Source organism: Mojavia sp. (genome assembly GCF_059505145.1).
This window is the reverse complement of record NZ_JCACKA010000145.1, coordinates 1-13,071: the sequence shown is the minus strand read 5'-3', so window position 1 is coordinate 13,071 and position 13,071 is coordinate 1. Positions and strand designations below refer to the sequence as shown.

Genomic DNA, 13,071 nt, shown 5'->3' with positions numbered 1-13,071 from the left:
TATAAAGCTAGTTTGGGCTACATTTGGGCTTAATTTTTGTTTAAGTCCCGCTAACAAGAGTTGACAGATGAGCTTGCCCATCTCAAAAGCTGAAACACCCTACACCGATTTATTCATTAAGCCGCACTCAGGGTTTGGACTGTTTCCACATTCCAGCTTCATAAGCGATTGCATGATTGCACTACGCGCTCCTCGCAATCGCTTCTACTTGTTATTTCTGAGGGTACAGGTTTTTGGTTAAAGGTAGTGCAAACATCATAGGCTTAGAGCTACAACCAAACTTTAACCACTTACCGATGGATCAATGAATACAACAACTCCCGACGAATCCGGTTCTGGAATGACTGATGAAGATTGGTTCAGCTTGGGAAAATCTGATGCCTGGGCTGGAAAACCCAAAACACCACCCCAACAAGATGTTGAAGCAGCGAGTATGTATGAACTCGGTTACTCTGAGGGAAAGATTGAACATCCGCCAACCCAAACACCTTTAGCACAACATTAGTTAGAAAGTAACATCATAATAACAGCTTGTTGGAGAACAGGATAGGTTTTTACTAGTAGTTCTCCAACAAGCTGCTGGGGTTTTAGCCACATACCGAGACACTTCACTCAGTTCTGCTGCGTACTCGGCAGGATCTTGCTATCGGACACATCAAAAGATCTCTTTAAAAGATCCTTTAAATTATTAAAACGAGCGCTTGGCGTTAAGTTTCAAATTAAACTCAATCACACAACGACCTCAAAACTAACGGTAGTTAAAGCAGGAGTGGAGCTACCAGTCAATTGTGCAAATCGGCCTCCGAAATCAGTTACGGCATCAAAACCAGCAGCCGAACCATTGGGATTATAGAACAGGCTGCCATTTACGCTATTGTAAACAATTTTCGCACTACTACCTGCTGCCAAACTATCGACCGTTACTGTGGCAAAGTCTGCGGAATTTAATGCGGTTGGAAAGACCGAATTGCTTAAAGCAGTAAAGGTAGTTTTCGAGAGTTGGATCTTGTCTACATCAGCAGAAGTGAAGTCATTAATAGTATCAACTCCGAGTTCTTTAATATCAAACTTTGATCCTGTCGCAAATGCAAACTTATCTGAACCTGCGCCTCCTCTTAGAAGGTCGTCACCGCTATCTCCCTGTAGGTAATCGTTGCCGTTGCCCCCGCTCAGAAAATCTATTCCACTGCTGCCAAAGAGAATATCGTTACCGTTGCCCCCCGTGAGTTCGTCGTTATCACTACCCCCATCTACTCTGTCCGCACCAGATCCACCGAAAAGGATGTCAGAACCAGCCCCTCCATCGATAAAATGATTCCCAACAACACCAGCGAGCGAAATACTGTCACTACCGCCCCCACCAAAAACAATTTTATCGCCAGTCCTTGAAGAAAAAGATGCTGCATTATAATAATCGTCTTCATTTGTCCCCAGATTGTCACTCACCACATTTCGCGCTCGAGCAACTGCCTCTTTTATGGCATCAGCAATATTCTCACTTTTAGAACCAAGAGGCAGTACACCACCTCGACCCAGTTGTGTGACTAATCCTTTGTAACTGTCTATAACATCACTCGTAGCTACAAAAATTGGAATAACATTATTTACCTCAAGCGCAGTTTTTACTTGGGAAATTGATGCGTAATCTTCAAGAGCATTAATTACAGAATCTCCATTATTAGCAATAGTATCTGGACTAACTGCTGCACGATCTCCCGCATTATGATAAACAGCATCAGTGGCTATTATAACGACGCGAAATGAACCTACTCTGTAACCAAGACTGCCACCGTTATCTAAAGTTGCGTACAAGAGTGCGTCTAATTGTGATTCGGGCAAATCAGCGCCACCACCAGCACTAAAGTTATTTATTTTGCTTTTAACTGTTGTTATGTTATTTGTCAAACCGAGTTCTGCTCGATAAACATAGTCACCGGGATCACCTAAAGGCGAAATTGGCTTATCCTTGAAAGAGGCAAGACCAAATCTCAATCCATCACCAAAGACAGGTGCTAAAAATGGGTTGCTTAACCGATTTAATACGCTAGGGATTAAAATTTTGAGGTTGGGCAAGTCGTCAATATATGATCCTGTCAAATCTTGTGCAAAAACGATATCAGATACTGGAGCCATGATTTATCTCCTAATTATTTTCATCAATATGTAGTTGATACAAATTTCACGATTCGCCTTGCTTATTTACTAACAAGAGCACTGTCATTTGTAGAGACAGTTAATGCACAAAGTCATGAGCCATACCAAAGCTAGTACGCTTGTGATTGTATTAGATATCTATTGAATACAACCCTTAACTGCTTTGATTATTTTTTAGTTGCATTTTGCACCTCATGATATGAGATGCAACACTACTAATATTAAGAAAAGCAACTAGAACAAATAGTATTGACTGACCAAGTTATTACAACCAATCACTCCGTTAAATATAACGGAACTACACGTCTTAAGCCGTATGCAATACAAATGTGCATTGCTGCCAGCTTGAGAATCTTACTTGTGCAAAACCACAAAGTTACAGAACACAAATCATCAGAACAGCATTTAACTGCATATTAACAGCCTCTGTAGATTTACGATAGTACTTAACCAAAATAAAATCTAAAATATTTAGCCTAACGCTTGCGGTATCTTACTCAGCTTCGATCCCAGCGTTATAAGAAATTTTTTAATTATATTTACTTTTAGAGAAGGGAAATATATGTTTACATTGCGGTAGCACAAGAGTAAACTGCCGCATCACATTTAAATAGTTTTCAAACTGTACTGGAGAGTTTACGTCCTTTAAGTACAGATGAGTTTGCTATCACCTAATACTATTCGGTTAACAAAGTTATCTGTTGAGGTGAGCAATTTGATCGCGGGGGTAGAGTCAAGTGCAGGGGGAAGAGGTAAAACTGCAATTTTGAGAAGCAGAAAGCTTTAATTGTTAGAGTCTGGAGTTGCCATGGATTGATAGTGGTCAATTGCTAAAGTTGTGACAGTTGCAATGAGAACGAATGCAACTAAGCCAGCAAGAGCAGCTAAAGTCAGTACATCCGGTGATGTTATCGGCTGGGCCCGCAATGCTTGCCAAGTAAATAATAGTGCTTATATAGCCTATAACCCCTACCTTGTTTGTATTGGTGTAAAAATCTTTTTAGCACTTAATTTGAATGCAGATTTCATTTACCCTGACTTCACACCCCAGCATGAGCAGCGTAGACGCTTTGCGGCTGTCAGAAGAAGCAGCTTGTGCAGGGAGCAGGGGAGCAGGGGGGAGGTAGTAACGGATCAAGGAAGCCGACCAATTCAGAGCGTCTTAGAAAGACGGGGCTTGATACCCATGTTCCGCTACGCTTTACGGCTTCAGGACTTTCTATTGCTCCCCCCGCTCCCAGCAAAGCGCCCCTCCGCCTATAAAGGTCAAAAGGACATCGCCAGGGAACTGTGCATTCTCAAAAGCCGACTGCCGAAGGACATTCCACCCCAGAATTAAGCGTTTTACCCAAGCCATTTGGGTTTAGGAGTTTGGGAGGAGTTTGGGTACAACCATTTGTAAAACAATCGAGTCAATTGAGAGTTCATCATTTAACCATGCCGCTTTGTGATCCGATGCGACTGTAAAATATAGATGACGTTTTAACCAAAATTGAGGCGAATCCACCAAAAAACACCTCAGTTGCGAGCGCTAAACTCTTGGTAATTCCCCATTGTGTCTATATTTAGATATGGTATTTATTAATGCTCATCCGTGCTGATGCCCAAATTCCTTTTCCACGCTCGCTGGTTTATGCTATCTATCGGGACAAACTAGTTGAGCTAGTTCCCTATATGCCAAACGTGCGCCACATCACACTTTTATCCCGTAGTGAAGCTGATGGTAATGTTTATAGTGTCAATGAATGGCACGGTGGCAGTGAAATCCCAGCAGCAGCAAGAGTTTTGCTCAGTGAAGATATGCTCTCCTGGAAAGAATATAATACCTGGAATCAGGCAGATTTGACAGTTGAATGGCGTATTGAAACTTACGCTTTTACAGAAGCAGTTAAGTGTTCTGGCAAAAATCGGTTTTTGCAAGATGGTAATAGTACAGTAATTGAAAGCCGTGGTGAATTAGTGATTGACCCGAAACAAATCAAGGGAGTACCATTCTTCCTCACAAGTAGAATTGCTCATCTGGTTGAAGATTTTCTGGGGAAAAATATACAACCAAACCTCGTAGCAATGAGCGCGGGAGTGCGCCAGTATCTAGAGCAAAATCGATTAGATTGACATTAGATTGATATGCTGCCTTTCAATCTAATGGCACACTCGTTCATTTAAAAATCCAGTTCTGCATTAGTAGATAAATACCGTCAAGCAGGCCAAGCTTTAGCTGCACGTTATTCTGAGATGGTGCGATTTATTTTGTCAAAAATGAATAACATCGAGCTTAGGAACAATCTAAATTTTTACTTAGTCGTCAATACTAAAACTGAGAATTTAAACTATGCTTGATTTCTCTAAAGTTATAGCTTTGGTTTTAACAAGTTTGAGTTTTTACGGTATAGGTGTATCAACGTTATCAAAATCTACGCTTGCTGGAGAACCAATTATCGATAGAAACTGCCGTCGTCATCAGAGAACAAAAGAAGTATTTCAGCAAATACCACCACAGAATCAAGCTAGAATATTGATGACATCTTCCTTTCAAGTTAATAATCAAAAATACGCTCTACAATTACTAAAATTTCCCAACTCTACAGGTGTTTTATGTCTTTGGAAACCTAATGCTCGGCTACCACAGAGGTTAAAAGACGTGTCAATTATTCAAGACAAGGTAATTGAGAAATTTGAAAAAGACCCTTCTCGACCAGCAAATTATATAATTACAGTCAAAGGCGAGAAAACGGAAGATATCTTAAAAACTGCTTATCGATTAAACCTAACTAATCCCAATCAACCAAAGGTGACACCGTTAGTCAGAGTTTACAAAAATTAGACGGAGATTTTTGTCTACAGATGTTTATTTACTTGATCTCCTGATTATGTCAGAAAATTTACAACTGATTAAGTGAAAAATCAATCGCGGTTGAAACCACAACCTAAACAACGCATACAAACAGAGAAAGCCGCTAAAAGTGAGACAATTTCAATGAATAATTGAAAATGCAATGGAGCTAGAGCCAACCCCCAAATCAGAGAAATTGAACCGCTTATCATTGCAGTAATACGATTAATTTCGTCTTGAGTATTTCTTGCTAAAAAGAAAGTGACAAAACCAATTAATAATAAAAACAAGTAACTCATAAATTTATGCAGAATGAATGGGCTGCCCGTACATTAGCAAGGGTAATTACTAGCAAAGCTAATAATACAATAGTGATTGCCTAGCAGGTATTTGCAATCTCTTAGCAGGCACTTGATAAAATGACATTGGCACCAGCCCTAGCGTTAGTGGGTTAATCATATCTGGTCGCAGTGTTTGGGGGTAGTTCAAACAGTGTTGCTTGTTTTGTTGGCCTATTTACTCTCACTCTTTACTGATGATTCTGGATACATGACTTTCCAGACTGCCAAAGCATCTGAATTCATCACATTGTGTATTTAACCAAGGAATTACCAAGAGCAGAATCAGCTAAAACGAGTCCCACAAACTTACTGTTTCCGCTGAAAAACCCATAACTTAAATCTGACCAAGGTAGTCTCGTTTGCCAAGTTCTACGCCGCAGTGACGGAGAATGTCGTATGCAGTTGTCACATGAAAATAAAGGTTTGGTAAAACGAAATATTGGAGAAATGATATTCCTTGAAAAGATAGGGTGTTGTCACGCACTTCTAGGGTAATTGTTCTTTCTTCTGAACCATCAATTTGTTCAGGTTTAAATGTATTTAAATGCGAAATGCTCTTGTGAATGCGCTCAATAAGTTGAGGAAATGTTGTTTCATTATCTTCAAACTGGGGTGTTTCTATACCTGCTAATCTTGCTGCCCCCCTATTTACTATGTCACAGGCAATCTGTACTTGTTTCGATAATGGAAACATATCTGGCGATAAACGACTATTTATCAATACAGAAGGATCTATCTTTTTGCTTTCCGAATACACAGCACCTTTTTCCAAGATACCTATAAGATTATTGAGTGCGTGAATAGAAACGGGTATCGAAGCTTGGTACATTGAAATAGTCATTAATATTTCTCCGGAAAAAGGTTTAAATAATCTTAAAAAAGAAGATTCTAGCCAGTTCTTTGTTCGCGCAAACCCTCAAATATAATCAAGCCAAATACTTTTTGAGGGTGCTGCTAAAATCTTCGTAAGGTTTAACACCGACGATTGTTTCTGCTAACTTGCCTTGTTGAAAAAACATGACAACCGGAATACTACGAATGCCAAATCGTTTAGCTACAGGTTGGTTGGCATCAAGGTCTAGTTTAAAGACTTTGGCGCGCTCACTGTACTCTACTGCCAGTTTATCTATCAAGGGAGCGATGAGTTTACATGGGCCACACCAAGCAGCAGTGCAATCTACTACAAATAATGGCTCTGTTTCAAGCAGCGCATCGAACTCAGTTTCGTCTTGAATATAAACGGCAGTCATAAATTTTCTTTAAAAGACTATTATCTCATAGTCGCGTTGCTCCTACTGCAATATCATGGGATAATTGATTACTTCAGCAGCAATAATCTGCTTTATATACCCACAAAGCAAACTGGTTTCAGCCCTTATCAGTACCGCAATCAGGTAGAGGCGTATCATTGGCGTTAACTTTGTGCTTGAAAAAGTCCAAAGCATCTTTGTGGGGGTATGATGTGCGTAATCAACTTGTTGCCGACGTGTTTTGTGATAACGGTAAAGAATTCATTAAATTCACCAATGGCAAGGAAATAACAGTAGAGACGGCATGGCGTTGGGAATGGGAGAGCTGGAATATGCCAGAAGTTGAGAGCGATATTGCCCGATTAGCGCTCAAACTGGGTGGAAGTAAAAGGCAGCCCCAAGTACAGCATAGGTTGCTAGTAGTAGCATCCCCTCTAACCAGTTGGAGCGACCATCCAAACTAATTAGATTGGCAATGACCACAGCAATGATGACTGCAACGACCTCAAACAAGTTAAAGTTTAAGTCCATTGGTTGCCCAATCACTTGCCCAACTAGGACAAGGAGCGGTGCAACCAGCAAAGCAACTAGTAGACTCGACCCCATTGCTACAGACACCGACAAATCCATGTTGTTCTTAATTGCTACTCGGACGGCAGTTACATATTCGGCTGCACCTCCAACAAGTGGTAATAAAATTACTCCGGTAAATAGAGGTGTCAATCCGAGTCCCTTTGTTGCCTCCTCAACTGCACCAACAAAAATCTCGGACACGAAGGCTATACCAATCGTTGCCACAAGCAGAATACCAACCCAAAGGCTCAAGTTTGGCTTTGAATGCTTATCCTGTTGTGTGGCTTGTTCCTGAGAAAGCTGACCTTCTAGTTCTACAACCCCGACATCGTAGAGGTAGCTGTGAGTCTTTAAAGAAAACAACAGCGTCAAACCATAAACTACAATTAAAACCACCGCTACAAAAATCGACAGATTAGTAATAGCGCTTTGCTCGACGACATTAGATGTCGTGATCACCATCGCAGGCAGAACAATTGCAGTTACTGCGAGTGTCATTGTGGAACCATTGACTCGCGCAGCCATTGGCTGAAAAGTCTGCTCTTTGTAACGTAACCCTCCCAACAGCATAGATAGTCCCATTACCAGCAGTAGATTACTGATAATTGTTCCAGTAATGCTGGCTTTGACAATATCTACCAAGCCTTCTTTGAGAGCTACTAGAGCAATGATTAACTCAGTTGCATTACCGAAGACTGCATTTAACAATCCTCCTATAGAAGGCCCTAAAACCACAGCAATCTCTTCTGTCGCCCTACTGAGCCAAACTGCTAAGGGAATGATTGCAAGCGCTGAAAGTCCAAATACTATTAATGCATCCGAGTCTAACTTTTCTGCCACAATAGCGAGCGGGACAAAAACTAGCAGACCTATTGAAATTAGGTTTTTAGCTTGTATATGTTTGAGTATGTTTGGCATCAGTATATAACTCTAATAATCACAACTATCGTTGATTAATTAAAATAACTACACAATCAAATCAATTTTCCTTGTCTGTAACACTTACTAAAGAACAAAGCCGTATATAAATTTCATTTCATCAAGCATCTTATCTGCTGTGAAAAACTTTGTTAACTGGCTAAAGATGGATGAGGCTGGTAAATAAACTAATTCCTTCGACTGCCTTAAGTGATGAGGTCATCAGCCATGAGTAAACATTTAGGACAAGTTTAGGATCTAAAAACAGACAAAAACAAACTGAGCTAAGTTCTCGAAAAGTACGAGCTAAACGAGCAACTAGAACAGATTTTTCAGATCAAGTATGCTGATTTTAACAGCTTTGAAATCAAGATCGAAGCTTAATCAATACCCGTAGCTCCTTATAAAAGCAATCAGAAGCAATGCGATCTCAAACACGATCCTACTGGCTGCTCATAAAGTTCATCGGCTTTAAACTTGTCTGAACAATCGCAACCGAAATGAGTTAAAGCCGCAAATCGATTTCAACACTTATTTTCAAGCTTTGTGCCATACCTGCTTCAAGATTTTTGTAATTTGTCCGGAAAGTGGAGAACTCTCGCTGTATCTGACTACATACCAAAATCACTATACGTAAACTAGGAGACAACAGCCTATTCGTCTCCCATATATGTAGGACTGTAAAGCTCTTCTTTCAAGGTACTGCTGTGGACTTGCTCCAGGGCAGTTTTTTATTCGGTAAGCTAATAGTAACTAGATCAAAAATTGAGGTGAGGTGGGTTATGGGCGATCGCACCGCAAGTGTGAATAGTATCGCTCAAGAGTTACAGCAAGTCACCGCCGACTTACGCCAAGTTAATCCTAGAGCCGGATTGCTACGTTTTAGTATATTGGGCTTGATATTTCTGAGCTTAGTCGTATTAGCTTGGTCAGCGCCAAACGGTATCTTATTTGTGGCTGCAACAATGCTGGCGGGAGTTTTTTATGGGTTTTGGCTGATTTGTACCCATGATATGACACATCAAACCTTAACAGGTTGGAAGTGGTTTGATACTATAATGCCTCGGTTGATGAGTTGGCCAATGCTGTGGCCTTACAGTATCTATGCAGAAATACACCGCTTGCATCATGGTTGGAATGGAATTGACTTGCGAGATCCAGAACGACTCCAATGGTCTTGGCAAGAATACCAGCAACTACACCCAATACTGCGTTGGTATGTAAGTCATCAGTGGCTTTGCGATATTTTGATTTTTGGGGGAATAGGGCTAATCATTAAAACCTTTATTAAAGGTGTACGCTTGCAAAACCTAGTAGCTAGTATGCGACGACAGCTATTGCTGGATGTTACAGGTATGCTATTTGTGCATAGCATTCTATTAATGCTAGCAATATTTCAAGGAGAAATACTGCGCTACATTTTATTTTGGTTAATTTTAGAGCGGATAATTGGCATCATAACGCAGGCACGCGATCACTTGGAACACTACGCGCTATGGGGTAAATTTGCCACTCACCAATTAACGCAGCTTTATGCTTGTCGTAATATTAAGACTAGTTCTCTAGTTGGCTGGTTGATGGGTGGACTAAATTATCATGCAGTGCATCACACATACGCTGATATTCCCTTCAACCAACTACCAGAAGCATTTGAGCGAATTCAAAAGGTGTTAGAAAAGCATAATTTGCCACTCATGAAACTGGAAGGAGGTTATCTCAAATCTACATACTCGTTAAGCCGTCATCCATCATTAATTGGGAAAGTTGACTCCTCTAGCACCACAAATCGGCATCAGATGATTCGGGTTACAGCAAAAGACAGGAGGTAAAAACATTACTGTTGCTGACCTTTATAGGCGGAGGGGCAGGGGGCAGGGAGCGGGGGGAGCAAGAGAAAGTCCCGTTCGCGTAGCGTCTCGCAGAGAAGCCGTGAAGCGGAGCGGAACATGGGTATCAAGCCCCGTCTTTCTAAGACGCTCTGAATTGGTCGGCTTCCTTGATCCGTTACTACCTTCCCCCTGCTCCCTGCTCCCTGCTCCCCTGCTTCTTCTGACTTTATTTCTTTTCCCCCTTTTCTGGCAGGAGGTAGTAATGGTAAATTTCCTTTACTTGCAATACTTTAGGGTGATTTATGAACAAAGGTGAATTAGTAGATGCTGTGGCAGTCAAGGCGAACATCACAAAAAAGCAAGCATTGCAAGTGATCAGTGCCTTTTTAGAAGTCGTGACCGAAGCTGTAGCTAATGGTGAGAAGGTAACACTCATCGGGTTTGGCTCATTTGAGCGACGCGAACGCTCTTCTCGCGAGGGGCGTAATCCAAAAACCAAGGAGACAATTACAATTCCAGCTACCAGAGTTCCTGCATTTTCTGCTGGCAAACAGTTTCGAGAAAAAGTCGTGCCATAAGTCGTAACTGTTAAATCGTAGATGTTACAGATGGCGATCGCTTCTGGTGGAATTATGCGCTCATTGATTGCGATGTCAGTAAGCCAGACATGGCCAATACGCGCTCTGACCAAGTAGATGCAACATCTGCGATATTTGCAGTTTGGGTTGATTCATTCCAAATGCTGATCCAATTGAGCTTCCAATTCTGTAAAGTGTCTTGAAGTTGATTTAATTCAACGTGATCAATTTCACTGTTTTGCTGTATCAAAGATAAATACAACAAGCTTTCTTCTAACAATACTGGGACTATCTCACCCTTTGCACTATTTTGTACCCAAGATTTAAGCCTTGCTAAACAGGCTGCCAATTCCCCTAATTGCTGTGGCTGAGTTAGATGTAAAAAACTAGCTTCAATAATTCTCCAGTTAGGCATTACGCTCCTCCTAGCAACTGCTGGGTAATTTGGCTAACTTGTTCTCGAATCTGTGGGGACTGTATTATCATACTACGATTATTTTGGCTGGGGCGGATGTTAATAATTGACTCAAACACTATTTCCTGAGTATATGGCGACCAATCAGCACCCCAAATATCACGTTGTCTGCTGCCATCTTTGAGCAACTCTTGTTCACATTCATAGTGACGAACTCCACCGCCTGCAAGAATTTTGCGTTCGATGTCTACTGCTATTTTAATGAATACATCCCACGTTTTCAGCATTTCTTCTATCTGTTGCGGGGTAGCAGGCTCACGAATTATCAAAACCAACTGCAATTATCCTACTTAATAATTAAAAATATCAATTTATACAATACCTAATCTTGCCGAACAATTGAAAGCCTTTAAGTAGACGCATTGTTTTTCAAACGCTGATTTTCCAAAACTTTTAAATGACATGATGAATTTAAATCAATATGACTACTTTTTAGTACTTGATTTAGAAGCAACTTGCTGTAACAAAAAAAGCATCAAACGAAATGAGATGGAAATTATCGAAATTGGAGCCGTTATGGTTGAGGCACAAACTTTAACAACGCTCGATGAGTTTCAAACGTTTATCAAACCTGTCCGCTATCCCGTACTCACCCAGTTCTGTCAATTACTGACCTCGATTACTCAGACACAGGTTAATCAGGCTCCTGGATATCCCGAAGCTTGCGCTATGCTCAAAAACTGGCTGTCTAAATATCCAAATGTTGTGTTTGGTTCGTGGGGGGACTATGATCGTAACCAGTTGAAACAAGATAGTAAGTTTCACAACGTTCCCTTTCCTATTGCCTATCCTCATGTAAATCTCAAACAAATGTTTAGCGATAGCCAAGATTTACCCAAGCGTTACGGCATGGCACAAGCGTTGCAACTGGCAAACATAGAACTCGAAGGAACGCATCATCGCGGTATTGACGATGCAAAAAATATTGCCAAACTGTTGCCTTGGATTTTGAACCGACAAAAATTGTCGTAAACAAGAATATAAAAGCAGGCAGAACACACCACTGCTTGATAGAAGTGTAAGAATTCAGGAGTTTTTAATCTCACAATTCCTGAATTCTTACGATGCTTTTATTGAGGAACTCGATGCTGTAGCTGCAAAGCAACAGCTAGAAACTGAGGAATTAGATGTAGCTTCTTAGAATTTTTCTGTTGAAAATCCAGTAAGCATAGCTAGAGTAGCATTCAATGGTGGGTTGTTGCACAGCGATGCGTTCGCTCCGTTTTGCATCAGCAGATAGAAAAGTATTTAGGTTATTAACTAGATATAAAAGCTACGTACATATACACTTTGATTGCGTCTAGGTATTCGTCTAGGTTAATTAAGTCTAATCTCTGTTCAGAAATAGTTTTGCTTTACCTAGATGTTACCTAGATATAAACATAGCCATAAAATATAGCGTTTATTTTATACAAAAATTTTAGAAAAAAAAGGGTGCATGGCTTTAGAGACATTGGATGTCAGCAGACGGTTAGGGGTTGACCAACTTATTCCTGCGGGGATGCTTTAACAATCAGGGTTGAAGTGACCTTTGTTGCAGACTAAATGAAATTTTCCACAAAATGGCTAGAAAACGCGTCAATTCCTTACCAGCAAGCCTTTGAGCAATAACTTTGTAAGTTGCATTCGTCCTTGACGTTGGCGCAGCCATCGCTCTGTGGCTACGAAAGAATCAGGGTTGTACAAGCAGATTTTCATTTAGTCTGCAACCGACATCTGAAATGGCGGAAAATCAATCGTGTCAAAAAAAGGTTATTTTAATCGGAGATTTTATCGGATAAAAGATAATGAATCTTTATTTTGTATTGGCGGTGAGCGTGTATGATGATTGAAGTCGGAAGTCGGAAGTCGGAAGTCGGAGGTCGGAAGTAACAATATGGAACTGGAATAGGTGGAGTTGTGGATAAAAATGTTGGGATAGCTGACATAACTAAAGCGTTTGCGATCAGGATTATCAAAGCTTGCAGCTTTCTGGATGAGAAACCAGGTATTTGCCGCACGTTATCAAAGCAACTGTTGCGTTCTGGTACGAGTATTGGTGCTAACGTGCATGAATCTCGTTCGGTTCAAGGGGCGACAAGAGAGCTAAAGTGCTTGCTGTATAAGCTTCATAGCTCTTA

At 40.8% G+C, this 13,071-nt stretch carries 15 protein-coding genes; 8 read left to right on the top strand and 7 right to left on the bottom strand.

Going from position 1 to position 13,071, the window contains the following annotated elements; all coding sequences use genetic code 11:
* Positions 1–304: 304 nt before the first annotated feature.
* On the top strand, positions 305–505 hold the full coding sequence (locus AC5JL8_RS37835) for a hypothetical protein (RefSeq protein ID WP_495884820.1): 201 nt from the start codon (positions 305–307) through the stop codon (positions 503–505).
* A gap of 224 nt (positions 506–729) precedes the next feature.
* On the opposite strand, the gene AC5JL8_RS37830 is transcribed toward AC5JL8_RS37835, so the two are convergent.
* Positions 730–2,133: a hypothetical protein gene (locus AC5JL8_RS37830; protein ID WP_495884819.1), complete on the bottom strand. Its 1,404-nt coding sequence runs from the start codon at positions 2,131–2,133 to the stop codon at positions 730–732.
* Between the two features lie 871 nt (positions 2,134–3,004).
* Between AC5JL8_RS37830 and AC5JL8_RS37825 the strand changes: the two genes are divergently transcribed.
* The 3 genes from AC5JL8_RS37825 (at position 3,005) to AC5JL8_RS37815 (ending at position 4,978) form a co-directional block, all read left to right on the top strand.
* Positions 3,005–3,493, top strand: a complete 489-nt coding sequence (locus AC5JL8_RS37825) for a hypothetical protein (RefSeq protein ID WP_495884818.1) — start codon at positions 3,005–3,007, stop codon at positions 3,491–3,493.
* Between the two features lie 245 nt (positions 3,494–3,738).
* Positions 3,739–4,269, top strand: a complete 531-nt coding sequence (locus tag AC5JL8_RS37820; protein WP_495884817.1) for a hypothetical protein — start codon at positions 3,739–3,741, stop codon at positions 4,267–4,269.
* Between the two features lie 217 nt (positions 4,270–4,486).
* A complete protein-coding gene (locus AC5JL8_RS37815; protein WP_495884816.1) occupies positions 4,487–4,978 on the top strand; it encodes a hypothetical protein in 492 nt (163 codons plus the stop codon).
* Between the two features lie 80 nt (positions 4,979–5,058).
* Here AC5JL8_RS37815 and AC5JL8_RS37810 read toward each other — a convergent pair whose 3' ends face one another.
* The 4 genes from AC5JL8_RS37810 to cax form a co-directional block, all read right to left on the bottom strand.
* Positions 5,059–5,286: a hypothetical protein gene (locus AC5JL8_RS37810; protein ID WP_495884815.1), complete on the bottom strand. Its 228-nt coding sequence runs from the start codon at positions 5,284–5,286 to the stop codon at positions 5,059–5,061.
* Between the two features lie 376 nt (positions 5,287–5,662).
* Positions 5,663–6,169, bottom strand: coding sequence for a DUF1993 domain-containing protein (locus tag AC5JL8_RS37805; RefSeq protein WP_495884814.1), 507 nt, complete (start codon positions 6,167–6,169; stop codon positions 5,663–5,665).
* Positions 6,170–6,254: 85 nt separating this feature from the next.
* Positions 6,255–6,578, bottom strand: a complete 324-nt coding sequence (locus AC5JL8_RS37800) for a thioredoxin family protein (protein WP_495884813.1) — start codon at positions 6,576–6,578, stop codon at positions 6,255–6,257.
* 369 nt (positions 6,579–6,947) lie between these two features.
* Entirely contained in the window at positions 6,948–8,069 is a 1,122-nt protein-coding gene (cax, locus tag AC5JL8_RS37795; RefSeq protein ID WP_495884812.1) for a calcium/proton exchanger, read from the bottom strand.
* 782 nt (positions 8,070–8,851) lie between these two features.
* On the opposite strand from cax, the gene AC5JL8_RS37790 reads away from it, so the two are divergent.
* Together AC5JL8_RS37790 and AC5JL8_RS37785 are read left to right on the top strand one after the other, a co-directional pair.
* Complete coding sequence (locus AC5JL8_RS37790; protein WP_495884811.1) at positions 8,852–9,898, top strand: fatty acid desaturase family protein; 1,047 nt, start codon at positions 8,852–8,854, stop codon at positions 9,896–9,898.
* Positions 9,899–10,200: 302 nt separating this feature from the next.
* Positions 10,201–10,476 carry an HU family DNA-binding protein gene (locus tag AC5JL8_RS37785; RefSeq protein ID WP_495884810.1) on the top strand — a complete coding sequence of 92 codons (276 nt, stop codon included), beginning with the start codon at positions 10,201–10,203 and terminating at the stop codon, positions 10,474–10,476.
* A 52-nt stretch (positions 10,477–10,528) separates the two neighbouring features.
* Here AC5JL8_RS37785 and AC5JL8_RS37780 read toward each other — a convergent pair whose 3' ends face one another.
* On the bottom strand, positions 10,529–10,891 hold the full coding sequence (locus AC5JL8_RS37780; RefSeq protein ID WP_495884809.1) for a hypothetical protein: 363 nt from the start codon (positions 10,889–10,891) through the stop codon (positions 10,529–10,531).
* Positions 10,891–11,226 carry a DUF5674 family protein gene (locus AC5JL8_RS37775; protein WP_495884808.1) on the bottom strand — a complete coding sequence of 112 codons (336 nt, stop codon included), beginning with the start codon at positions 11,224–11,226 and terminating at the stop codon, positions 10,891–10,893. The genes AC5JL8_RS37780 and AC5JL8_RS37775 overlap by 1 nt, the downstream gene beginning before the upstream one ends.
* A 127-nt stretch (positions 11,227–11,353) precedes the next feature.
* On the opposite strand from AC5JL8_RS37775, the gene AC5JL8_RS37770 reads away from it, so the two are divergent.
* On the top strand, positions 11,354–11,923 hold the full coding sequence (locus AC5JL8_RS37770; RefSeq protein ID WP_495884807.1) for a 3'-5' exonuclease: 570 nt from the start codon (positions 11,354–11,356) through the stop codon (positions 11,921–11,923).
* A 927-nt stretch (positions 11,924–12,850) separates the two neighbouring features.
* On the top strand, positions 12,851–13,071 hold a 221-nt coding region (locus AC5JL8_RS37765), incomplete at its 3' end, for a four helix bundle protein (protein WP_495884806.1).

Bases quoted from the DNA above. Each gene is read 5' to 3' on its own strand.
- AC5JL8_RS37835 (WP_495884820.1), top strand. From the start codon at position 305: ATGAATACAACAACTCCCGACGAATCCGGTTCTGGAATGACTGATGAA.
- AC5JL8_RS37830 (WP_495884819.1), bottom strand. From the start codon at position 2,133: ATGGCTCCAGTATCTGATATCGTTTTTGCACAAGATTTGACAGGATCA.
- AC5JL8_RS37825 (WP_495884818.1), top strand. From the start codon at position 3,005: ATGAGAACGAATGCAACTAAGCCAGCAAGAGCAGCTAAAGTCAGTACA.
- AC5JL8_RS37820 (WP_495884817.1), top strand. From the start codon at position 3,739: ATGCTCATCCGTGCTGATGCCCAAATTCCTTTTCCACGCTCGCTGGTT.
- AC5JL8_RS37815 (WP_495884816.1), top strand. From the start codon at position 4,487: ATGCTTGATTTCTCTAAAGTTATAGCTTTGGTTTTAACAAGTTTGAGT.
- AC5JL8_RS37810 (WP_495884815.1), bottom strand. From the start codon at position 5,286: ATGAGTTACTTGTTTTTATTATTAATTGGTTTTGTCACTTTCTTTTTA.
- AC5JL8_RS37805 (WP_495884814.1), bottom strand. From the start codon at position 6,169: ATGACTATTTCAATGTACCAAGCTTCGATACCCGTTTCTATTCACGCA.
- AC5JL8_RS37800 (WP_495884813.1), bottom strand. From the start codon at position 6,578: ATGACTGCCGTTTATATTCAAGACGAAACTGAGTTCGATGCGCTGCTT.
- cax (WP_495884812.1), bottom strand. From the start codon at position 8,069: ATGCCAAACATACTCAAACATATACAAGCTAAAAACCTAATTTCAATA.
- AC5JL8_RS37790 (WP_495884811.1), top strand. From the start codon at position 8,852: ATGGGCGATCGCACCGCAAGTGTGAATAGTATCGCTCAAGAGTTACAG.
- AC5JL8_RS37785 (WP_495884810.1), top strand. From the start codon at position 10,201: ATGAACAAAGGTGAATTAGTAGATGCTGTGGCAGTCAAGGCGAACATC.
- AC5JL8_RS37780 (WP_495884809.1), bottom strand. From the start codon at position 10,891: ATGCCTAACTGGAGAATTATTGAAGCTAGTTTTTTACATCTAACTCAG.
- AC5JL8_RS37770 (WP_495884807.1), top strand. From the start codon at position 11,354: ATGATGAATTTAAATCAATATGACTACTTTTTAGTACTTGATTTAGAA.